The following is a 20,881-nucleotide window of genomic DNA, read 5'->3' as shown; positions in this document are numbered from 1 at the left end:
AATTCTTTTTTTCTCATATTTAGGGTTTGCACATGGGAGTCTTTTGATGAGGGCTGGTGTCAGGTTTCAGGCATCAGGTATTAGGTTAAATAATAGACATCTCCAGAAATGAAAAATTAAATCAATTTAGATATTGAAATCGTTAAAATAACATAGTTTATCGTCATTTTCAATCGGATGAAAATAATTATTGGAGAAGTCTAATACATAAAAATATAATCGCCCTGTCCTCCTGTATTCTTATTGACCTCATCGATATTTTTTTCTTTATTAACCTCCCTTAGTATTTTTAAACTACTATTTCCTCAAAATTGTGGCAAAATAGAAATGAATATAATTAATTGCCTCATGATTAGGTAGGAAATCAAAATTATGAATAGTTGTGTGTTAATGGCAAAAATAGTTCGTAGTCCTCAATTAAGATACACTCAAGATAGTCAATTAGCTGTTACAGAAATGATGGTGGAGTTTGATAATCTTTCCCCCAATAATCCCCCTTCTAATTTAAAAGTGGTTGCTTGGGGAAATTTAGCCACAGAAATTGAACAAAAATATGTGGAAGGCAATCAAGTTGTCTTAACTGGGCGTTTAAAAATGGATTTGGTAGAAAGACAAGGATATAAAGAAAAAACAACAGAGTTAATCATTTCTCACATATACCCTTTAAATGGTGGGGACGATCGAAATAAAGTTGTCAGCTTAAATGATTACAAATCCGGGGATAATGGAGAAGAAGGTGTTAATTCTGACGAGGAAGATTCGGGCATTGACGAAAATAAACTAGATCATATTCCATTTTAAATTTAGAGAATGATTACCTGCTGTAGCAAAACTAATTTCTTTGGTGAGCTTTTAATCTTCACCCTGTTATGGATCAAAATATGTTAAATTTTATGTAGGAAGTCTCAGAATTGGATTTGATCATTGACGATCGAATCAATGTCTAGTCTTGCTACAACGTCATGATATAATTTCCTTGACTTAACATAACCTGAAATCTTTGCAAAACTGAGATTTATTCAGGTTAAAAATTAACAACACTGTACATAATAATTCCTAGTTCACGGCTTAATGTTTACTAAACAAGTAACCGATTCTCCTGTTTATAAATGGTTTAACGATCGTCTCGAAGTAGATGCGATTTCAGATGATATTAGTAGCAAATACGTTCCCCCCCACGTCAATATTTTTTATTGCTTAGGTGGAATTACCCTAACTTGCTTCTTAATTCAGTTTGCCACTGGGTTTGCCATGACTTTTTACTACAAACCCACCGTTACGGAAGCCTTCACTTCTGTTCAATTTATCATGAATGAAGTTAACTTCGGTTGGTTGATTCGATCGATCCATCGTTGGTCTGCCAGTATGATGGTATTGATGTTAATCCTCCATGTATTCCGTGTTTACTTAACTGGTGGATTCAAAAAACCTCGTGAATTAACTTGGATTGTGGGTGTAACAATGGCAGTTATTACCGTTTCCTTCGGTGTAACTGGTTACTCCTTACCTTGGGATCAAGTAGGTTATTGGGCGGTTAAAATTGTATCTGGTGTACCTGCGGCTATTCCCGTCGTTGGGGATCAAATGGTAGAACTTTTGAGAGGTGGTGCAAGTGTAGGTCAAGCTACCTTAACCCGTTTCTATACCATTCACACTTTTGTTTTACCTTGGTTAATGGCAGTGTTTATGTTATTACACTTCCTCTTAATCCGTAAACAAGGTATTTCGGGTCCTTTGTAATCAGTGATCTTGAAAATCAAGCAATTATTGTCTTGAAAGTTAATCATTCGTTACAAAATCCTCAGATACAATCAGGATAAAATAATAATTATCCTGTTTCTTCTTCTTATCTACCCGTTAACAGAGGGGAAATTTTAAAATCATGTCTAATCCTAATTCTCAATTAATCAAAAAACCTGATCTCAACGATCCAAAATTAAGAGCAAAATTAGCTCAAAACATGGGTCATCACTACTACGGTGAGATTGCGTGGCCTAATGATATTCTTTATATGTTCCCTGTTTGTATTTTAGGGGCATTAGGTTTAATTGTTGGTTTATCCATTCTCGATCCTGCTATGATTGGCGAACCTGCTGATCCTTTTGCAACTCCTTTGGAAATCTTACCTGAGTGGTATTTATACCCAGTATTCCAAATTTTGCGCGTTTTACCTAACAAACTTTTAGGTATTGCTTGTCAAGCGGCGATTCCTTTGGGTTTAATGTTAGTACCTTTCATTGAAAGTGTTAACAAGTTCCAAAATCCTTTCCGTCGCCCCATTGCCATGACTGTATTTTTATTCGGTACGTTAGTCACTCTTTGGTTAGGCGCTGGTTCTGTATTCCCCATTGATAAGTCTTTAACTTTGGGTTTATTCTAGGTTTTGACTTAACTTTCAAAAATATCAAAATACAAGCCTCTCGATCGATCCTATGCTCATTTCCTGAGATTTTTAGGCTCGATCGAAGGCTTTTTTATTTGTTGATCATTAACTAGCTCGTTTATAAGCCTCGTCTAACACTTCGGAAAGGGTAGGATGGGCATGGATATTGAAGGCTAATTGATGGACAGATTCTCTATTAGCGATGGCATTAGCGGCTTCTTGAATTAAGTCTGAAGCATGAATCCCGATAATATGCACACCAAGTAATTCTCCCGTATCTTTGCGATAAATAATCTTAGCGATACCATCGGTTTCTTTCTCTGCAAGGGCTTTAGAATTGCCTTTAAAGAAAGTTTTAACCGTGGCGACTTCAAATTTTTCATTTTTGCCTAATTCCTTGGCTTGAGGCTCACTTAAACCCACATAGCTGATTTCGGGATGGGTAAAGGCGGCGGCGGGAATACTACGATAATCGATCGATTTTTCGTTACCGCACATATTTTCTACGGCGATGATACCTTGCCCTGATGCGGCATGGGCTAACATCATTTTACCGTTAGCGTCACCCACTGCCCAAAGATGGGGTACGACTTTACCATCTTTCAACACCTGCATTTTGTCGTTGACGGGAATAAAGCCTCTTTCGGTTTCTACTCCCAGATTTTCTAAGCCCAAATTTTTTGTAGCGGGGATTCTACCCGTAGCGACTAAACAAGCATCTACTTCTAATATTTCTACTACTTCCTTTGTTTTAGCATCCGTGAGTTCGATCGTCACGGGATTTCCGGGGGTGATTTTGGTGGCGAAAACTCCTGTATAGGTTTCGATGTCACGACTATTGATTAAAACTTTTTCCGCAATTTTAGCAATATCTGGATCAAAAGTAGGCATTAATTGATCTAATGCTTCAATCATGGTAATTTCACTACCTAAGGCGGTATAAACATCCGCAAATTCCAAACCGATGTAACCACTACCAATAATGGCTATCCACTGGGGTAATGATTCCAATTTGACAGCTTGATCGCTAGTATAAACGGTTTTGCCATCAACTTCCACTCCCCTAGGCACAAAAGGAGTTGAGCCAGGGCAGAGCATAATTTCTTTCGCTGTAAATACTTTTTCGCCGTTATCGGTAATAACTCCTACTTTTTGAGAGGCTAACACTTTACCCCAACCTTTAATAATGTCAACGTTAAGACGCTTTAAACTATTGGTTAAATCTCCTTGAATTTTGCTGACTAAATCGTTAGCATGATCGGCAATGAGTTTTCGATCGAAACTAACACCACCAACATTAACACCCATACTCTGTAAATGCTCATGATGAGATAACTCTCTTACCTTACCCGAAGCGGCTAATAAGGCTTTAGAAGGGATACAACCACGATTAACACAAGTACCCCCCATGTCTCCCGCTTCGATGATAGCGGTTTTTAAACCCATTTTAACACCATGAAGGGCTGCACCATGACCACCAACACCAGCACCGATAATGATTAAATCATAATCAAACTTACTCATATTCTTTATTATAAAAATTCGATCGAGATAACCTTACCATTTTACAATACCTGAGTTCGACAACCGAAAAATGACGAAAGCAATATAGAGAAAAAAGCAAAAAATTATTGAGTTTTAAATTCTCAATTCTCAATCAATTATTTTGTTGACTTTTTGTTCAACACCTTAAAAAGTATTGACTTTTTATTCAACATCCTTATAATCTTTATTTTTCATTCTTTAACCTAATACCTAACACCTAATACCTAACACCTCCCCTTGTCAAAATACTTTTTCAGCACCGCCTAAGTAGATTAATATTCAGGTACAGAAGAATCGACTTCCTTACTCCAAGCAGAGATACCACCTTTGACGTTAATACCTTCAATTCCTGCTTGTTTAAGAATTTGTAAGGCTTTAGCCGATCGACCTCCTAGCTTACAATGAGCAATCAAACGAGCTTTACCAGTTACTAACTCCTTAACCTTAGCTACTCCGTCACCGTCTTCAATATCAGGTAAAGGAATTAACACCGCTTGAGGAATTTGAGCGATTTGATACTCATTAGGATTACGCACATCGATTAAAACATAGTCATCCGCCGAACTATCTAACAAAGTTTTTAACTCCGTTACCGTCATTTCCTGTAACTCATTAGCGTCTTTTGCTTCTTCTGCTTTTGCTTGAGGAATACCGCAAAACTGTTCATAATCAATCAATTTCTCAATGACAGGGCGCACAGGATTAGGGCGTAATTTCAACTCTCTAAACTTCATTTCCCACGCATTGAATAACAATAAACGCCCGTTGAGGGTATTTTTTGCCCCTAAAATAATCTTAATCGCCTCAGTAGCTTGAATTGTGCCAATGATACCGGGGAGTACTCCTAACACACCTCCTTCGGCACAGGAAGGCACCATCCCCGGCGGTGGAGGCTCAGGGTATAAGTCACGATAGTTCGGTCCACCTTCATAGTTAAACACCGTTGCTTGTCCTTCAAAACGGAAGATTGAGCCGTAAACGTTAGGTTTATTTAACAATACACAAGCATCGTTAACGAGGTAACGGGTAGGAAAATTATCTGTACCATCAATGACTATATCATAGGGTTCGAGAATAGCAAGGGCGTTGTCTGCACTTAAACGAGTCTCATATAAATCCACTTGACAGGCTGGATTGATTTCTAAAATACGGTTTTTTGCGGATTCGATTTTAGGTTTACCTACCCATGATGTGCCGTGAATGATTTGTCTTTGCAAGTTGGAAGCGTCAACGATGTCAAAGTCAACGATACCGATTCTACCGATACCTGAAGCGGCAAGGTAAAGAAGCAGGGGCGAACCTAGTCCACCAGTACCAACACAGAAGACACTAGCGGCTTTAATACGTTTTTGTCCTTCCAAACCCACTTCAGGCAAAATTATATGTCTAGCATAGCGCTCATACTCTTCTTTATTGAGTTCGATCGCATCTAAATTAGGATTGAGCATTTTATCTTTTTATATACCAGAGTTTGATTTCTGTTTTATTGAGCAAATTATCATTTTAGCAAATAAGAGTTACTTAGGAGTTGATGAATAAATCAACAGAATTTAGACTTTTTCTCACCCTAAGACGCAAAATATTTTAATTATTTTTCTTCATAAGTTAGTATTTTAATGATAATTACTTGCAATAACTTGAATAATGAGTTATCCTATTTTATAGGTATTTGATAAATATTATCAATAAGAATCGGTTACTCTGTATTTAGCAAGGTTCTAATCTTGCTGATACTTTCTTTTGTTTTATAGAAATTTATTGAAAAAGATGTTCAAAAGTTTAGATACTCTGTGGTTAAATACAAATCCTTATCTATTGCGTTTTAATTTACCTATGGTTAAATATTTGTCTCGTCATGTAAATATTGCTCAATGGGAATATTGTCAGACTGCGGATGAAGGTACGTCTCTTGATATTGCGATCGAATTGTTGGATGATTATATAAGTTTATTAAAAAAACCTATCAATTTAATTGGTCATAGTACCTGTGGATTGTTAGGATTATTATATGCTCAGAAATATCCGGATAAGGTAAAATCTTTAGTTATTTTGGGAGTAGGAACAAATCCTGCTTTAGATTGGATTAGTTATTATTATTTGTTACGCACTAATTTTTATTGTAGTAAAGAAAGAATCCTCGCACGAGTGGCATCTTATCTGTTTGGTTATCATAATCAATATTATCAAAAAGCCTTTATGGGATTATTGGAGAAAGCCTTATTATATTCTTTGTCTCCCCATAGTTTATATCAAAGACATGATTTATCGATCGAACAAATTACGTCACCCTTAATGATTTGTGGTTGTGAAAAAGATAAAATTATCTCAGGAGAGGAGATGAGGAAATGGGAAAAACATTTAAAACCTCAAGATAGATTATGGCAATGTGATCAAACTGAACACTTTTTTCATTATTTTCAACCTACTTTAGTCGGACAAAATATTCTCGATTTTTGGGTTTCTCAGGGCAACGATTCCACAAATATATTACCAGAGATGTCTAAATTAAATGGCGCTGAAAAAGTTTTTTGATGAAGACTAGGTATCGGAAAGGGTGTTAGGTTTTAGGTTAAAGAATAAAAATCAAGAAGGGTTAAAACCCTCACTACAAAGTTATTAAAATCCCTTTGCGTCTTTGCGTCTTTGCGTGAGAAAACAAAAACAGTAGCTAAATGCTAAGTTGTGATAATAAAAAATGAAGTCTATCTCGATCGAAAATATACAAATATCCTAACAAAGTTTCTAAACCACTAGCCTGTTGATAAGTTTGCAAAGATAAACGACGGGGAGACTTCTTCACAGAATTTCGCCCCCGACGTACCCAATTTAATTCTGTTTCTGTCAAGATGGGATGTAATTGCTGTAAATAAAGAGCTTGAGTTTCCGCTCGTACCTTTTCTACTACTCGATGATGATAGTCAGAGATTCGTTTTGCCGGAAACAGATAATGAGTGCGAATATATAACTCATAGACGGCATCACCGATATAAGCAAAAGCGGTAGGGGAAATTGTTTGTAGGGATGAGGCAGAGATTTCGCCATTAAAAATTAATTTCCAGTGGGGAATAACCTCATTCTTAGAGTCAGATTGAGGAAAGTTGTCAGAAGGTAATGGAGTTATTTCCATAGATAAAATAATGCTGGAAACTGAATTAATTTTTATTTGATGTCTTTTAACGCCTCATCCAGAGAGTTTTTCAATTTAAGAAATTTCTCTAATCTCACCATTTTCACGGTTTGAGTAACTCTAGCATTACTAACAATTTGTAAGTCACCTTTAACTGTGGCTACTTGCTTGGCAATACGCACTAATGCGCCTAATCCTGAACTATCAATAAAGTCTATTTGGGATAAATCAAGAATGATTTTATTGGCAGTTTCTTTCACATATCCTAAGATGACTTTTTGAAAAGTAGGCTCAGAAAAAGCATCTAGTTGCCCTAGTAAATGGAAAATTTGGCAATTATTTCTGACTTCACGAGTCCCTCTAAGACTAACCGTCAGATTTAGTTGTTCTGAAATAGCTACCTCCTTACGGTATCTGTAGTTAATTAACAATAGTATAATATACCTTAAATTTTCTTCATTTTTTATTTTTTCTGATTATTCTTGAATATTTTTTTGCATTGTTTTTGTTATGATTAATATTTCTTCTCGAATGTTATTTTTTATTTTACCTGTGATGTTTAGTCATCTCTCGGTGTCTGCCTTACCTCCTCCAGAGGATACTCCCGAAGAAGTGTTGGCAACGGAAATTATTATTGAGGCAAAATCTCCTGAAGATAATCAACCTTTAACTGCTGAAGAATATGCTTTGTTAAAAGAGGAAATTGCTAAAAATCCTTTTCCTCCTCAAATAAATTCAGAATTACGTCACAAGATTTTTTTGTTAAGAATATTGAAACTAATTCGATCGATCGTACCCTAAATTAATTGAGAATTGAAAATTGAGAATTGAGAATGAAAAAGTCACCAATTTTTCTCTTGGTTTCCCTTGTCTTCTTCCTCTATGTTGAATAAAAAATCAACGAAAAAGAACGAAAGAACAAGGCTTTTAAGGTTATTGAATAAAAAATCAATATTTTTCAAGGTGTTGAATAAAAAATCAACATAAGAATTCATTAACAATTATCTCCTAGTCTCCTATCTTCAGAGTCCTCCGGTGCTATTTTCTCGATCGAACTTAGATTCATTTGGAGCAAAAATCAGCTAAATTAGAACTAAAGTGCATAATTAGAGTGAAAAATCATGGCATCTTCTTCCATCGCAGTTAGAGAATTACCTTTGTTTCCCCTCCCTGAAGTGGTTTTATTTCCGGGGCGCCCTTTACCTTTACATATTTTTGAATTTCGTTATCGCATGATGATGAATACTATTTTAGAGTTCGATCGACGTTTTGGAGTACTAATGATCGATCCGACAAATGGAGAAATCGCCAAAGTCGGTTGTTGTGCGGAAATTATCCATTTTGAACGATTACCAGACGATCGCATGAAGGTGCTAACATTAGGACAACAAAGATTTAGAGTGTTGGAATATGTGCGAGAAAAACCCTACCGAGTTGCTTTGGTAGAATGGTTTGAGGATAACTCTACTCAACATAATTTACGGGAAAAAGCCAAAGAAGTCACAACTTTACTCCATGACGTAGTTAAGTTATCCGCTAAACTGACAGATCAAAAAATTGAATTACCTGAGAATTTGCCCACTTTACCTAGGGAATTATCTTTTTGGGTGGCTAGTAACCTTTATGGAGTTGCGATCGAACAACAATCTTTATTAGAAATGCAGGATACTCAAGAAAGACTGCAAAGAGAAGCCGATATATTAGAGACAACACGCAGTAATTTAGCCGCTCGTACCGCTTTAAAGGATGCTTTTAATTAATCATACAAATAACTCCTAATTAAAACTTAATTGCTCATTTTTGGTGATTTTTGTGACAAATTTAGTGAGGAAATTATTATCTTTAGTTTGTTGAAAAATTAGCTGTAATTTCTCTTTGATAATCTTTAAATTAATGCTTTGATTGTTATTTAATTCGGCAATTTCATAATATTCAATTAAACTTAAACCACACAGACGAGTTAAATAAGCGGCACTAATTCCTTGAATTATTCCCCCTGCAACATAGGTAATGGCATTCGTTTTTAAAATGGCAGTAATGGCTTGACTCGATATTTCTACCATGCCTAATTTTACCATTAATTTTGCAAGTTCGATCGAGATTTCTTTGGCTTGATTTAAAGATAATGACTGTTGATAAATACTGCTTAAATCCACAATCATTTGAGTATTAATCGCCGCCGTTGCTAATAAGTCTAAGCTAGAAACGGGATTGGCAAAAGTTGCGGTAGCGGCCACTATTTGATATTTTTCTAATAAGGGTAAAGCCTTTTCTTTTCTGATAAGATTTAATTCTTTTTTGATGGCTTTTTCTAGCTCGATCGAGTTACGATAAGCAGTAGCTAAAATAAGATTATCTTTCTCTTTTTCAACAGTGATTTTTAAGGTATTTAATAAGTTATTATATTCTCCTTGAGTCACTTCTTCCCATTCTTGATAGTTAACTTCATCGAGGTATTTTTTCACCTTAACTTTTTTACTTTGAGTTGAGATTGCGATAATAAATTCTGAATTAATAATCTCTTTTAACTTGTTTTTGATATTAGTAAAAATGAGAGTTTTTTCTTCCGCCAAGGGATAATCTATGTCATTGAATAAGACTAAAATTCTTTGATTCTTGTTAATTTGAGTAATAATTTGTTTTTCAGATTCTGTTATATCTCCCTGAATAACAAATAAAACTAAGTCAGATTTTAAAGATAAATTTTTAAGATTATTTAGAGTTAATGAATTAGATTTTTGATTATTATTATTTTGATTAATAGCTATATTTTGATCATAATTTAAAAAGTTAGTTTCACTAAACCATTTAATATCATCAACAAATTTTTGTTGTAAATTATTAACTATAGAACTAGAAATAATTTTGTTATGATTAATTATCGTTAAATCTAAGTATTTTTTTGTTATGCTTTGCTCGATCGAACTTAAACTAGAATTAAATTTATCTTGAAAAATATTACCTAAATCCTCAGAAGATTCTTTAACTAAAGTATCTAATAAATTTTTAATTTGCTGATTTTTTTTATCAAAGTCAATTCTACTCACTGAAGATAATGAAAAATTAGGGATAATTAAGGGCGTTTTTTTCCTTTGCCAAAACAACCAAATACTCCCCATTAAAATTAAAGCGAAAAGAGTAACATTTCCTACCTCATCAAAGGTATTTTTTAAATTCTCTCCTATCCATAATAAAAAAGAAAGGCTAACACCGACTACTAAAATGGGTTTTTTGATTGAGATAGTCATAATGGGGATCATCCATAACAAAATTAAAAACAGTTAATTATATAATATATCACTGAGGGATAAAATTTCTTGGTAAAGATAAGGTGTTAGGTATTAGGTATTACTCAAGTAAAGAATTGAGAAAAAACTATTAATAATTGGTTTTACATCAATTAATTTAACTTAATTTAATAATTCAATAAAAGTTGAAAAATTAACCTAAAATCTAAAACCTAAAGCCTAAAACCTAACTATATCAAGGATTCTTGTATTTAACTAAGGTCTATAATACTGCGATCGAACATTTTTTGATCACGAAAAAACTCTTAAATTCCAAACTCAGGTAAAATAAAGTACCATTATTCAAAGAAAATTGATCAACTATCGAGGGCAAACAATGGTAACATTCGCATCTGTTAAAGAATTGCGTCACAATCGTATATTTTGGTATGGTTTTGCGATGGCTTTTACCATTAACTTCGGTTTCCTTGCTTTTTTAATCGGTAAATGGCTTGAACTCGATCGAACTTTACCTGATAATGTCGCTAATGTGGTTAACTACGATCGACCTAATACCCTGATTATTAAAGCCAAAGATGACACCATTCTTGCACAATTTGGTGATGGAGCTTTCGATCGAAAAAAAATTACAGAAATACCAAAAAAATTACAACAGGCGTTTATTGCCATTGAAGATAGTCGATATTATCAACATAAAGGAGTCGATATACAAGGTATCGCGCGTGCTAGTGTCATCAACTTTCAATCAGGAGAAGTGAAGGAAGGAGGAAGTACTATTACTCAACAACTGGCGAGAATTGTGTATTTAACTCAAGATCGTAGTATAGAAAGAAAGCTAAAAGAAGTTATCATTGCGCAAAGAATCGATAATCAACTAAGCAAGGAAGAAATATTACAAACCTATCTTAATTTAGTGTATCTCGGTTCGGGCGCTTATGGAGTTGCCGATGCCGCCCATCGTTACTTTAGCAAATCTTTAGATGAACTTACCCTCCCTGAAATTGCTACCATTGCAGGAATTACCCCAGCGCCAAGTCTTTATTCTCCCCTCGAAAACCCCGAAGTGGCTACCACTCGCCGAAATATGGTGTTAACTCGTATGGCACAACAGGGGTATATTACTCCAGAAGAAGCCCAAAGTGCCATCGAAACCCCCTTAAAAATCAAATCTAGCCCCTTAAAACGACAAATTCGCAAAGCACCCTATTTTGTCGAATACATACAAAAAGAAATGGGGAAATATGTCAGTCGAGATAAACTAGCCCAAGGAGGCATTATCATTAACACCACCCTTAACCCTCAATGGCAGGAAGCAGGAGAAGAAGTAGTAGAAAAAGCCGTAAATCGTTATGGTAAATGGCAAAAATTCACCCAAGGCGCATTAGTAGCGATCGATCCTCGATCGGGAGAAATCCGTACAATGGTAGGAGGGGTTGACTTTGCCAATAATCAATTTAATCGAGTTACCCAAGCACAACGACAACCAGGCTCAACTTTTAAAACCTTTGTCTATGCAGCCGCCATCGCTGGAGGAATGTCACCCACCAAAAACTATTTAGATGCTCCCTATGTAGTAGATGGATATGAGCCAAAAAACTACGGTGACAGCTATCGAGGAGACGTATCAATTTCCGAAGCCCTAACATCATCCTTAAACGTAGTTGCTATCAAAACCTTGATTGATGTTGGTTGGAATCCTGTTATTAAAATAGCTCAAAAAATGGGTATAGAATCGAACTTACAGCCTACCTACTCCTTGGCGTTGGGTGCGTGGGAAGTTAATCTTTTAGAATTAACCAGTGGTTATGCTACATTAGCAAATCAAGGACAACATTTACAAGCTCATGGTATCACCAGCATCGTTAATGGTAATGGGGAAATTCTCTATGAAGCGAAACTCAATCCTCAAACTGCTTTAGACAAAAATAGTGCAAATATCACAACATGGATGTTGCAAAGAGTTGTTCAATCAGGTACAGGAATCCCCGCCCAAATTGGGCGCCCCGTGGCAGGAAAAACAGGCACATCCGACAAGGCAAGAGATTTATGGTTTATTGGTTATATCCCCCAACTAGCTACAGGAATATGGGTTGGCAATGATAATAATAAAGAAACTTGGGGAAGTAGTGCTGTAACGGCGCAAATGTGGCGTAATTTTATGTTAAAAGCTACGGATAAAATGCCTATTGAGAATTTTGGACATCCTCCGGGTAGGTTAGCCTTAGATAAAGCTACCATCAAATTAGAACCCCTTAAACCCAGACAAAGTTATCATAAAACGACTCTTGTTCAACAATCTCCTGAAGAATTACCCCAAGAAAATACTCGCCGTCGTCGCCGTCGTCGTCGAAACAATCCCATTTAGCTTAGAGAGAATTTTATTCATTCACCAGAAATACAATCAGCCTGTCTGCTTGTCTTCGGAGTCTTCCAAGTTAGCCCTAATTATGATTAATTGTGTTAATATCGGAGAAAATAAGCACTTTTTAGTTAAAAATCATTTTACTCTGTTTAAATTTAACAAGTACAATTTTAATTAAACAGTTCACTTCCGTTCCCTTATAAGTTTTGATTATAGATTTGAGAATATGAATATCACTAAACGTGGACTAATTCTGGGTACAACTGCCTTAGCCGTTTCTAGTGTGGCGATCACAGGTTTTGGGCTTCGATTTTCCCAAAGTCAGGCTTTTTTTAAAGATAGCCCCAAAGAATTAGTAGATGAAGTATGGCAAGTTATTAATGGTAGATATGTTGATGCGACTTTTAACGGAGAAGATTGGCGAGAAGTTAGAAAAGAGTATCTAGGGAAGGAATACAGCGATAAGGAACAAGCCTACGAAGCGATTCGAGAAATGCTCAAAAAGCTCAATGATCCTTATACACGCTTTATGAATCCTGAAGAATTTAAAACCATGCAAATTGATACTTCAGGGGAATTAACTGGGATTGGTATTCAAATTACGAAGGAAGAAGAAACAAATAATATTATTGTAATTTCTCCTATTGAAGATACTCCTGCTTTTTCGGCAGGTATTATTTCTAAGGATATTATTCGTAAAATTGATGGTAAAACTACGGAAGGAATGGAGTTAAATGATGCGGTATCGATGATCAGAGGGACTCCCGGTAGTAGCGTTGATTTAGTCATCGAACGAGAAGGGGAAATGATGAATTTTACGATTACCAGAGCTAAAATCGAAATACATCCTGTCAGAGCAAGAGTTGAACAGAGTCCAGATATAGGTAAATTTGACTATATTCGCTTAGTGCAATTTAGTAGTAATGCTGCCGCTGAGATGAAACAGGCAATTTTAGAAGGTGAAAAAAATAATGTTGCAGGTTATATCCTCGATTTACGATCGAACCCAGGGGGGTTGTTATACTCTAGTGTAGAAATTGCCAGAATGTTTATTGATGAAGGTCGAATTGTTACGACTGTCGATCGAGTGGGAGAAGTAGATGCCCATAGTGCCAATGGTACTGCTTTAACGAATAAACCCGTGGTGGTTTTAGTTGATGGTGGTTCTGCTAGTGCTAGTGAGATTCTTTCTGGTGCATTACAAGATCATAAACGAGGTATTGTCGTAGGAACTCAAACCTTTGGAAAAGGCTTAGTGCAATCGGTGCGAGGTTTAGGGGATGGCTCTGGTATGGCAGTTACGATCGCCAAATACTTAACTCCCGATGGCAGAGATATTAATAAACAAGGTATCACTCCTGATATAGTTTATGAAATGAGCGATGAAGAAAAAGAAGTTTTAATCCAAGATCGTCTTAAAATAGGTACGATCGACGATGCACAGTTTAAAAAAGCCTTAGAAATTTTATCTCAACAAATAGCTCAAAAACCCAATTAATGGAATTAGGAATTAGGAATTAGGAATTAGAAATTAATTGTGATAATTTTATGTAAAAATATTTCACCAATTAAATCGGTTCGCTATATGAATATAATACATGAGTAAAATAGCTTATATCGACTTAGAATTTAAAGACAAAAAAATTGGCGATAAAATCTATAAACAACCCACAGAAATCGGTTATTCATGGTTTAGTAATAAAAAAAATTTAAACTCTAAATAGGGTTTGCTGAAAAAGTATTTTGATGAGGATAGGAGAGAGGAGTCAGGAGACAGGAGATAGGATAAATACTGAAACATCAAGGTTTTGATGCTGTTGATAGATAGAACAAGTATAGTTGTATTAAAAAAATAAGGTCAAAAGTGTCGAATTTTTGAATAAAAATCCTCAAAACGGCGCACTTTTTCACTAATGTATTATATCTAAACCGTTGATTTTAATAGCTTTCTGATTTATTCAGCAAACTCTAAATATCACGATTTAGACTACAATCAAGACTTAGAATTAGTTTTAAAAAAACTTAAACAAATAATTATAGAAGTAACAAAAAAGTATAATTTTGATACTTTTATTTTTTGGGATAGTCGTCAAGATATTAAGATTTTAACGGAAGCGAAAGTTGATTTAAGTAAATTAATCATAGAAGATTTACAGGAAAATATTGCTACTTTAACTAATAATTATCGTTTATCTTTAGAAACTGTTAATAAAATTTTTAACCTTCATTATGAGTTAGCAAAAGAAACAGAATACTTAAAGGAAGAAGAAAGAAAATCACTGAAAATTCATACTTCTATTGGTGATTCTAGTCGCATTGCAATTTTAGATAAAAAATTAAAAGAAAATAAAGATAAATTTATTAACCTTATCAAAACATATTTAGAAGAAGTTAATAAAGACAAAAAAAGTTTAACAGAAAATAATTTTCCCCCCATAGAAAGTGAACATAAAACACTCTTAAAAAGAAGTATTTTACAATCTATTCCTTTAACAAGTACAAATATAAAACAATTAACAGAAGGAATATTAATCTTATTATCTTTAGATCATTTACCCCCGGAAGAAAGAGAATTAGAAGAACAAATGTTATTAAAAAATAAGGATTATCAATTAGTAAAAAAATTGCAAGATAAAAATTTTGATGTGCGAGGATTTCCCACAGAATTATTAAAAATTAACAGATTTTTACAGTTAAATTTTAACATGACTATTCAAGATTTATACTCGATCGAACTACCTCATTCCCAAAAAGAAGAAGAATCTCCCACAAAAAAAGGGGAGAATTAAGCTAAAACTTATCGAGTTAAATAGGAAATTCCCACTAAAAACCCTAATAATCCCACGGTAGTTAAGAAAAAGTGTTTTAAAGATAATCCCTTTTTTTTCACCATATTGCGCATAGCTAACTTGACATAGCTATCTTTAGTTTCGGTTTCTGGGGTATCATTGGTAATAGATTCAGGATTAGTCATAAAAACAGAAATAATTGAATAAATCTATTTATAGCCTATTCTTATAATCAACTGCAATTAATTTAAAGGTATTTTATGACAGATTTTCTTCAAATTTTAAATGATGCTACTAACAATAAAGTCTCAAACCCCGCAAGTCAGGAGATAGTATCAGCATTATTATCCGCAGAAAAATATAGCCATCAACACAAGCCAAAATATAATGTTGAACAATTAATAGGAAATTGGCAATTATACTTTATTACTGGTACTAAAAACAGTCAAAAAAAATTAGGAAATATTCTCGGTTCAGGTTTTTATTTACCTTTTTTTACTCAAGTTATCATCTCTTATTCTTTTCCAGAAAATTTTACTCAAGGTAGGGTAGAAAATACGGTAAAATTTGGTTTAGTAAAGTTTTCGATCGATGGTCCATGTAAATTTATCGAGAAAAAAAATATCATCGCTTTTGATTTTACTTACTTAATAATGGAAATTTTAGGAAACAAAATATATCAAACAAATATCAGAAAGGGAAGACAAGGGGAAGATAAATTTTATGCAACAAACATTAGTAAACAAGCATTTTTTAGCTATTTTCTCGTCACAGATAAATTTATCGCTGCCAGAGGTAGAGGAGGCGGTTTAGCTTTATGGAAAAAATTGTAAAATAATATTGAAATTTATAATTAAGACATCGTTGTTGTGATATTTAAGCGATTAGCTTTGAGATTGCTTCGTGTCGAACTAGAGACTGTAAACTTTTAAGTAATAAAATAACAACAAAATCAATTAAATCAGGAATTAATAAAAATGGGAGTTGATGTTTTGTGAATTTTGAAATTATTGGTACAATCAAAAATATAGAAGTTATTGCAGTAACGAACTCCATTCGAGAATTAGCACAATTGCGTGATAAATATGGAGACGGTAGATGGCGAAAATTAAAAGGAATTGCACAAGTTATTCTTGAAAATGGTAATATTCGTTTAGCTGAAATTCATTGGTATGAAGCTCATAGTATTGGCAAAAGAAAATTAAAAATTAAATGTTTTTTAGATTAAAAAAGCTATGAAAAAAATAAAATTTGTTTTATGTATTAATAATAAAAATGAAGATGATTTAACCATTTTTAAAGTTTATCAAGTTTTAGTTGATAATTCTGCAAACAAAGATAATTATCTGCGAATTATAGACGACTCACAAGAAGATTATTTATATCCTGCAAGTTATTTTATCATGATTGATTTACCCGAAAATGCTCAAAAATTATTTGCCGAAATTAATTAATTTTACTAAGTTCGATCGATTTTAATGTAATGATGTTATATCATCACTCCCTAAGAAAAAAATTTTATATAACTAGCAACACAAGTGTGCTAAAGCGACTTAGAGATTTTATTTTTACGGCATTTTTCAGAACAATATTTAACATCATCCCAACATTTTGACCATTTTTTTCGCCATGTAAAAGGAAGTCCACAAACAAGACATATTTTAGTAGGAAAATCAGATTTTTTTCTTTGTTTTGTCATTAAAAAATAACCTCAATTACAATAAAACTATTCTCCATTATCTTTTTTTTATTTTCGGTAGAGACGTAAAATTTTACCTCTCTACAATAGTTTTAGGCATCAAAAATTTAATTTTTACTGGATGCCTATTGACTATAGATTGGTAAATCAAACCAAAATGTTGTACCCACTCCCACTTCACTGTTTAAGTGAATACGACTGTTGTGCTTTTCTGTAATATTCTTGACGATCGAAAGTCCTAATCCCGTACCTTCTAAAGTATGGACTCTATTTTCGACTCGGAAAAATCGATCGAATATAGCCTCTTGGTCTTCGGGTGCAATACCAATTCCTGTATCACATATTTCTACCCTCACATGGGAAAATTCTTCGGGGTTTTCGGGGTTAGCCTGTACAGGATGGGCTTTAACGGTGACTTTCCCCCCTTCTAAAGTGAATTTTAGAGCATTGCCCACTAAATTAATTAACACCTGTAAAAGTAAATCATAATGTCCCAAAATAGGAGGTAATTCGGGAGTTATTTCGTGGATTAATTGGATGTTTTTATCCTTAGCATTTAATTGATAAGTTCTTAAAGTTTGTTCAATGGGTTGTGCTAAATCTAAAGGACTAAATTCATAACTTCTACTAGACTCTAAACGAGATAAGTCTAACACATCATTAACTAAACGGCTAAGTCGATCGGTCTCATTATTAGCAGTTTGTAAAAACTCTAATTTTTCAGCTTCCGTTAAGTCGTCCCCATATTCAAAAAGAGTTTCTATAAAAGATTTTATATTAAATAAAGGAGTTCTTAATTCATGGGAAACATTACTAATAAATTGACTTTTAGCCTCATTTAATTCCGCCTCTTTCGTTATATCTTGTACAGTCATGACAATTCCTTTGATGTTTTCCCTATTTTGATCTAATACTTGAGTGAGTAAAATTCTAAAAATATGTTGATTAGGAGAAGTTAAAGTTATGGTAAATTCTCCCCTAGTAGGTAAAATATTTTGATGATCTTTTTCGACTTCGTGATGATCTTCATGGGAAATATTATTTAAAGGAGTCTTCAATTGTTGCGTAACTTCTAACGGTAAATATTCTAATAAATTTTCCCCAATAATATGGGTATTTTCCCAATTAAACATTCTTCTAGCCGCAGGATTTACTAAGATTAATTTTAGTTGAGAATCTAGTAAAATTGCTCCATCAGCAATAGTGGAAACAAGGGTTTCTAATTTGGCTTTTTCGGCGGTTAATTCTTCGATATTTTGTTCTTCATATTTCTCTAAAATTTCTGCCATGTCATTAAAACTTAATATCAACTCTCCCAATTCTCCCCCAAGGGGTAAATCAATTCTTTGTTTAAAATTTCCAGCGGCGATATTTTTCACCCCTAACAGTAATTCTTTGATGGGTTGAGTAATAGTTAAGGCGTTGAATACCCCTCCTAAAATAACCATTGCCCAAATAGAGATAAATACCGCAATGGTGACATCTCTAGTAAGGTTAGAAGAAGCGACAACAGTAGGATTCGGATTAATACCAATAGCCAATACCCCTAAATAATGATTATGATCCGATAAGGGTACAAATACATCGGTGACTTTGCCGTTAGGAGTTAAATGTTGTCTGACAACAGGAATTTTTGCCTTGGGGTTATAATCTTCGGGTAACTCTAATTTACGCTGAATCGTCAATGAGTTTTTTACTTCATTTTCCGTAAAAGGAATACCGAAAAAAATATGTCCTTCTTCGTTAGCATAGATAATATATCTCACGCTGGATGTGCTATTAAAAAAACGTCCTGAAAATCTGGCAACTTCCGTTAATTTATCTTCGGCAATCAAAGGAGTAACGTTACTAGCTAACAATAATCCTAAATCTCTACCGAAACGAGTATCATTCATTTGAGCTTCCTGTTGAATGGAATTGACAGCCCAAAATGTCAAACTACTCATAACCAACGATACTACCAAGGTAGCGATCGCCATTAATTTTGTTTGGAGAGTAAATTCTGACCACCAACGCGCGATAATTTCTTTAAATACTTGCACCGTAAATAATTAATAATGAATAATTAATAATGAATGTTTGAATTGTGAACTTGTAATCTATCATTATCAAAATGAAACTTAATCGAACGACTATATCACTGGTAATTTTAGCATTAGGTTTAACTAGCTTTGTTTATTTTAGCGAAATCAAAGATCAAGGATTCGATATTAGCTCAAAAATCGATCGAGTGGAAGAAACCAGAGAAAAAATTTTCCCCTTTGATAGTAAAGACATCAAGAGTATAACCATTAACCTCGATAATCAGAATATTAGTTTTGAGAAAACAGAAAAAGATACTTGGGAAATGATACAACCCGAAAAATTAACCGCTAGTGATGCGTCTATGTCTTTTTTGGTGAATTTATTTAATCAAGCCGAAAATACCGTAGAGATTCCTTTTACAGAAGACAAAAAAGAAGAATATGGTTTGACTACATCAAATTATAAAATTCAATGGACATTAAAAAATGGTGACGAATATCAAATGATTTTAGGAAAATCCAATTTTAACGATACTCAAATTTATGCGGAGGTGATTTTTCCTGATTCTGTAGAGATGAAACAAAATATTTTTTTAGTGTCTAAAAGTTTTCAATATGCCATTGAGAGAGATTTTGAAGAATGGAAAATGAATTAAAGATGTAAAATTTTACTTCTCTACCAGAAATATTGTTAATTTCTAATAGAGTTCGATCGAATTTGATGAGATAAAAACGGGTTGAATACTATTCAACTCCTACAAATAAAAAATATTTTCGGGAAAATTGTATTAACGGAATAATAAAACTGGAATCCTTGTACTGCGTAAAACTTGCATGGTTGTACTACCAATAATTAAATGGCGAATGCGACTATGCCCATAAGCTCCCATAATTAAGAAATTGATGTTATTTTGATTAATATAATTAGTAATTACTTTTTCAGCTTCACCTTGTAACAAGGAAAATTGAGGATTAAAACCTGCTTGTTGTAATTGAGAAACTGCTTTATTTAACTTGTCTTGATAGGTATTTTCTGAGCCTCCTTTGGCAATAGTTAAAATATGTAATTCTAAATCTTTTACTAAAGGTATTTCTGCTAAAAATTTAAGGATTTTTTCCCCCGTAGCACTACCATCATAGGCAATTAAAACTTTATCAATGGGGTTAAAATCACGGGGAATCACAAAACAGGGTTTATGACTACTGCGAATAATGCGATCTAAATTTGCCCCTAAATGAGTAGAAGCAAAATCAGCATTTTCTCCTCTTTTACCTAAGATAATTAAATCAGTATTTTCCTCAAATTCGTGCAAACAGTCCACTAAAAAACCTTTTTTATGGCTTAATTGAATATTGGTTATGCCTTCTTTTTTAAAGGTTTCTTCGGCGGTTTTTAAGATTAATTTTGCTTTTTGATGATTAAGTTTAGCTTTTTCGTATTCTAATTCAACTAATTTTTGTAATAATTCATCGGATGCACCTAAACCGATACTACCGCTTAAATTGCCCGTAGAAATTGCCTGTTGACTACGAATATCAGTAACAGATAAAACATTGATTTGGGCATCTAATTTTTTGGCAATCCATGCACCATATTTATAGATATTATCGGCATAAGCTGAACCATCAGTACAGAGTAAAATATTTTTCATAAAATTAATTTTTGAACATGGTTTAACATTGTTTATTAAACTTATTCAGATA

At 33.8% G+C, this 20,881-nt stretch carries 23 protein-coding genes; 14 read left to right on the top strand and 9 right to left on the bottom strand.

Annotation, left to right across the window (positions count from 1 at the left end):
* Positions 1–372: 372 nt before the first annotated feature.
* From SYN6308_RS16275 to petD, 3 genes are all read left to right on the top strand, one after another.
* Positions 373–801: a single-stranded DNA-binding protein gene (locus SYN6308_RS16275; protein ID WP_017295511.1), complete on the top strand. Its 429-nt coding sequence runs from the start codon at positions 373–375 to the stop codon at positions 799–801.
* A 270-nt stretch (positions 802–1,071) separates the two neighbouring features.
* A complete protein-coding gene (gene petB / locus SYN6308_RS16270) occupies positions 1,072–1,740 on the top strand; it encodes a cytochrome b6 (RefSeq protein ID WP_017295510.1) in 669 nt (222 codons plus the stop codon).
* Positions 1,741–1,882: 142 nt separating this feature from the next.
* Positions 1,883–2,380 (top strand): cytochrome b6-f complex subunit IV, encoded by a 498-nt coding sequence (gene petD / locus SYN6308_RS16265; protein WP_017295509.1) that lies wholly within the window; start codon positions 1,883–1,885, stop codon positions 2,378–2,380.
* A 108-nt stretch (positions 2,381–2,488) separates the two neighbouring features.
* On the opposite strand, the gene lpdA is transcribed toward petD, so the two are convergent.
* Both lpdA and moeB read right to left on the bottom strand, forming a co-directional pair.
* On the bottom strand, positions 2,489–3,907 hold the full coding sequence (lpdA, locus tag SYN6308_RS16260) for a dihydrolipoyl dehydrogenase (RefSeq protein WP_017295508.1): 1,419 nt from the start codon (positions 3,905–3,907) through the stop codon (positions 2,489–2,491).
* A gap of 293 nt (positions 3,908–4,200) precedes the next feature.
* Complete coding sequence (gene moeB / locus SYN6308_RS16255) at positions 4,201–5,376, bottom strand: molybdopterin-synthase adenylyltransferase MoeB (protein ID WP_017295507.1); 1,176 nt, start codon at positions 5,374–5,376, stop codon at positions 4,201–4,203.
* Between the two features lie 319 nt (positions 5,377–5,695).
* Here moeB and SYN6308_RS16250 point away from each other — a divergent pair, with 319 nt between their 5' ends.
* Positions 5,696–6,460, top strand: coding sequence for an alpha/beta fold hydrolase (locus SYN6308_RS16250; protein ID WP_017295506.1), 765 nt, complete (start codon positions 5,696–5,698; stop codon positions 6,458–6,460).
* A gap of 136 nt (positions 6,461–6,596) precedes the next feature.
* Here the strand turns inward: SYN6308_RS16250 and SYN6308_RS16245 are convergent, their stop codons facing one another.
* Together SYN6308_RS16245 and SYN6308_RS16240 are read right to left on the bottom strand one after the other, a co-directional pair.
* Entirely contained in the window at positions 6,597–7,055 is a 459-nt protein-coding gene (locus tag SYN6308_RS16245; RefSeq protein ID WP_017295505.1) for a Mini-ribonuclease 3, read from the bottom strand.
* A 32-nt stretch (positions 7,056–7,087) separates the two neighbouring features.
* The gene (locus SYN6308_RS16240) at positions 7,088–7,432 is read right to left on the bottom strand and encodes an STAS domain-containing protein (protein ID WP_202803915.1); all 345 of its coding nucleotides are present in this window, start codon (positions 7,430–7,432) and stop codon (positions 7,088–7,090) included.
* 154 nt (positions 7,433–7,586) lie between these two features.
* Between SYN6308_RS16240 and SYN6308_RS16235 the strand changes: the two genes are divergently transcribed.
* Together SYN6308_RS16235 and SYN6308_RS16230 are read left to right on the top strand one after the other, a co-directional pair.
* Positions 7,587–7,856, top strand: a complete 270-nt coding sequence (locus tag SYN6308_RS16235; RefSeq protein ID WP_017295503.1) for a hypothetical protein — start codon at positions 7,587–7,589, stop codon at positions 7,854–7,856.
* A gap of 320 nt (positions 7,857–8,176) precedes the next feature.
* Positions 8,177–8,815 carry an LON peptidase substrate-binding domain-containing protein gene (locus tag SYN6308_RS16230; RefSeq protein WP_017295502.1) on the top strand — a complete coding sequence of 213 codons (639 nt, stop codon included), beginning with the start codon at positions 8,177–8,179 and terminating at the stop codon, positions 8,813–8,815.
* Positions 8,816–8,830: 15 nt separating this feature from the next.
* Here SYN6308_RS16230 and SYN6308_RS23520 read toward each other — a convergent pair whose 3' ends face one another.
* Complete coding sequence (locus tag SYN6308_RS23520) at positions 8,831–10,303, bottom strand: DUF697 domain-containing protein (protein ID WP_158412762.1); 1,473 nt, start codon at positions 10,301–10,303, stop codon at positions 8,831–8,833.
* Between the two features lie 376 nt (positions 10,304–10,679).
* Between SYN6308_RS23520 and SYN6308_RS22775 the strand changes: the two genes are divergently transcribed.
* The 4 genes from SYN6308_RS22775 to SYN6308_RS16205 all read left to right on the top strand — a co-directional run bounded on the left by SYN6308_RS22775 (position 10,680) and on the right by SYN6308_RS16205 (position 15,454).
* Positions 10,680–12,668, top strand: a complete 1,989-nt coding sequence (locus tag SYN6308_RS22775; RefSeq protein WP_017295500.1) for a transglycosylase domain-containing protein — start codon at positions 10,680–10,682, stop codon at positions 12,666–12,668.
* Between the two features lie 223 nt (positions 12,669–12,891).
* Complete coding sequence (ctpC, locus tag SYN6308_RS16215; protein WP_017295499.1) at positions 12,892–14,163, top strand: carboxyl-terminal processing protease CtpC; 1,272 nt, start codon at positions 12,892–12,894, stop codon at positions 14,161–14,163.
* A gap of 100 nt (positions 14,164–14,263) precedes the next feature.
* Positions 14,264–14,389 (top strand): hypothetical protein, encoded by a 126-nt coding sequence (locus tag SYN6308_RS25835; RefSeq protein WP_017295498.1) that lies wholly within the window; start codon positions 14,264–14,266, stop codon positions 14,387–14,389.
* 861 nt (positions 14,390–15,250) lie between these two features.
* Entirely contained in the window at positions 15,251–15,454 is a 204-nt protein-coding gene (locus SYN6308_RS16205) for a hypothetical protein (RefSeq protein WP_017295497.1), read from the top strand.
* 8 nt (positions 15,455–15,462) lie between these two features.
* Here the strand turns inward: SYN6308_RS16205 and SYN6308_RS24045 are convergent, their stop codons facing one another.
* Positions 15,463–15,639: a DUF3285 domain-containing protein gene (locus tag SYN6308_RS24045; protein ID WP_017295496.1), complete on the bottom strand. Its 177-nt coding sequence runs from the start codon at positions 15,637–15,639 to the stop codon at positions 15,463–15,465.
* Between the two features lie 75 nt (positions 15,640–15,714).
* Here SYN6308_RS24045 and SYN6308_RS16195 point away from each other — a divergent pair, with 75 nt between their 5' ends.
* The 3 genes from SYN6308_RS16195 to SYN6308_RS16185 all read left to right on the top strand — a co-directional run bounded on the left by SYN6308_RS16195 (position 15,715) and on the right by SYN6308_RS16185 (position 16,908).
* The gene (locus tag SYN6308_RS16195) at positions 15,715–16,287 is read left to right on the top strand and encodes a hypothetical protein (protein WP_017295495.1); all 573 of its coding nucleotides are present in this window, start codon (positions 15,715–15,717) and stop codon (positions 16,285–16,287) included.
* Between the two features lie 161 nt (positions 16,288–16,448).
* Entirely contained in the window at positions 16,449–16,682 is a 234-nt protein-coding gene (locus tag SYN6308_RS16190) for a hypothetical protein (protein WP_017295494.1), read from the top strand.
* Between the two features lie 7 nt (positions 16,683–16,689).
* Complete coding sequence (locus tag SYN6308_RS16185; protein WP_017295493.1) at positions 16,690–16,908, top strand: hypothetical protein; 219 nt, start codon at positions 16,690–16,692, stop codon at positions 16,906–16,908.
* 89 nt (positions 16,909–16,997) lie between these two features.
* Here SYN6308_RS16185 and SYN6308_RS24040 read toward each other — a convergent pair whose 3' ends face one another.
* Together SYN6308_RS24040 and nblS are read right to left on the bottom strand one after the other, a co-directional pair.
* Entirely contained in the window at positions 16,998–17,153 is a 156-nt protein-coding gene (locus tag SYN6308_RS24040; protein WP_071590991.1) for a DUF2256 domain-containing protein, read from the bottom strand.
* A gap of 125 nt (positions 17,154–17,278) precedes the next feature.
* Positions 17,279–19,195: a two-component system sensor histidine kinase NblS gene (gene nblS / locus SYN6308_RS16180; protein WP_017295492.1), complete on the bottom strand. Its 1,917-nt coding sequence runs from the start codon at positions 19,193–19,195 to the stop codon at positions 17,279–17,281.
* A gap of 71 nt (positions 19,196–19,266) precedes the next feature.
* On the opposite strand from nblS, the gene SYN6308_RS16175 reads away from it, so the two are divergent.
* Positions 19,267–19,833 carry a DUF4340 domain-containing protein gene (locus SYN6308_RS16175; protein ID WP_017295491.1) on the top strand — a complete coding sequence of 189 codons (567 nt, stop codon included), beginning with the start codon at positions 19,267–19,269 and terminating at the stop codon, positions 19,831–19,833.
* Positions 19,834–19,965: 132 nt separating this feature from the next.
* Here SYN6308_RS16175 and SYN6308_RS16170 read toward each other — a convergent pair whose 3' ends face one another.
* Positions 19,966–20,829, bottom strand: coding sequence for a universal stress protein (locus SYN6308_RS16170; RefSeq protein ID WP_017295490.1), 864 nt, complete (start codon positions 20,827–20,829; stop codon positions 19,966–19,968).
* Between the last annotated feature and the right edge of the window lie 52 nt (positions 20,830–20,881).

Origin of the sequence: Geminocystis herdmanii PCC 6308 (genome assembly GCF_000332235.1) — a bacterium.
In the GTDB taxonomy this organism is placed as follows: Bacteria; Cyanobacteriota; Cyanobacteriia; order Cyanobacteriales; family Cyanobacteriaceae; genus Geminocystis; species Geminocystis herdmanii.
This window is presented reverse-complemented; position numbering and strand designations above follow the sequence as displayed.

Coding starts and splice junctions, on each gene's coding strand:
- petB (WP_017295510.1), top strand. CDS start 1,072: ATGTTTACTAAACAAGTAACCGATTCTCCTGTTTATAAATGGTTTAAC.
- SYN6308_RS16185 (WP_017295493.1), top strand. CDS start 16,690: ATGAAAAAAATAAAATTTGTTTTATGTATTAATAATAAAAATGAAGAT.
- SYN6308_RS24040 (WP_071590991.1), bottom strand. CDS start 17,153: ATGACAAAACAAAGAAAAAAATCTGATTTTCCTACTAAAATATGTCTT.
- ctpC (WP_017295499.1), top strand. CDS start 12,892: ATGAATATCACTAAACGTGGACTAATTCTGGGTACAACTGCCTTAGCC.
- SYN6308_RS16175 (WP_017295491.1), top strand. CDS start 19,267: ATGAAACTTAATCGAACGACTATATCACTGGTAATTTTAGCATTAGGT.
- SYN6308_RS25835 (WP_017295498.1), top strand. CDS start 14,264: ATGAGTAAAATAGCTTATATCGACTTAGAATTTAAAGACAAAAAAATT.
- lpdA (WP_017295508.1), bottom strand. CDS start 3,907: ATGAGTAAGTTTGATTATGATTTAATCATTATCGGTGCTGGTGTTGGT.
- SYN6308_RS16275 (WP_017295511.1), top strand. CDS start 373: ATGAATAGTTGTGTGTTAATGGCAAAAATAGTTCGTAGTCCTCAATTA.
- petD (WP_017295509.1), top strand. CDS start 1,883: ATGTCTAATCCTAATTCTCAATTAATCAAAAAACCTGATCTCAACGAT.
- SYN6308_RS16230 (WP_017295502.1), top strand. CDS start 8,177: ATGGCATCTTCTTCCATCGCAGTTAGAGAATTACCTTTGTTTCCCCTC.
- SYN6308_RS16205 (WP_017295497.1), top strand. CDS start 15,251: ATGTTATTAAAAAATAAGGATTATCAATTAGTAAAAAAATTGCAAGAT.
- SYN6308_RS16245 (WP_017295505.1), bottom strand. CDS start 7,055: ATGGAAATAACTCCATTACCTTCTGACAACTTTCCTCAATCTGACTCT.
- SYN6308_RS24045 (WP_017295496.1), bottom strand. CDS start 15,639: ATGACTAATCCTGAATCTATTACCAATGATACCCCAGAAACCGAAACT.
- SYN6308_RS16235 (WP_017295503.1), top strand. CDS start 7,587: ATGTTATTTTTTATTTTACCTGTGATGTTTAGTCATCTCTCGGTGTCT.
- SYN6308_RS16195 (WP_017295495.1), top strand. CDS start 15,715: ATGACAGATTTTCTTCAAATTTTAAATGATGCTACTAACAATAAAGTC.
- moeB (WP_017295507.1), bottom strand. CDS start 5,376: ATGCTCAATCCTAATTTAGATGCGATCGAACTCAATAAAGAAGAGTAT.
- SYN6308_RS16250 (WP_017295506.1), top strand. CDS start 5,696: ATGTTCAAAAGTTTAGATACTCTGTGGTTAAATACAAATCCTTATCTA.
- SYN6308_RS16170 (WP_017295490.1), bottom strand. CDS start 20,829: ATGAAAAATATTTTACTCTGTACTGATGGTTCAGCTTATGCCGATAAT.
- SYN6308_RS22775 (WP_017295500.1), top strand. CDS start 10,680: ATGGTAACATTCGCATCTGTTAAAGAATTGCGTCACAATCGTATATTT.
- SYN6308_RS23520 (WP_158412762.1), bottom strand. CDS start 10,303: ATGACTATCTCAATCAAAAAACCCATTTTAGTAGTCGGTGTTAGCCTT.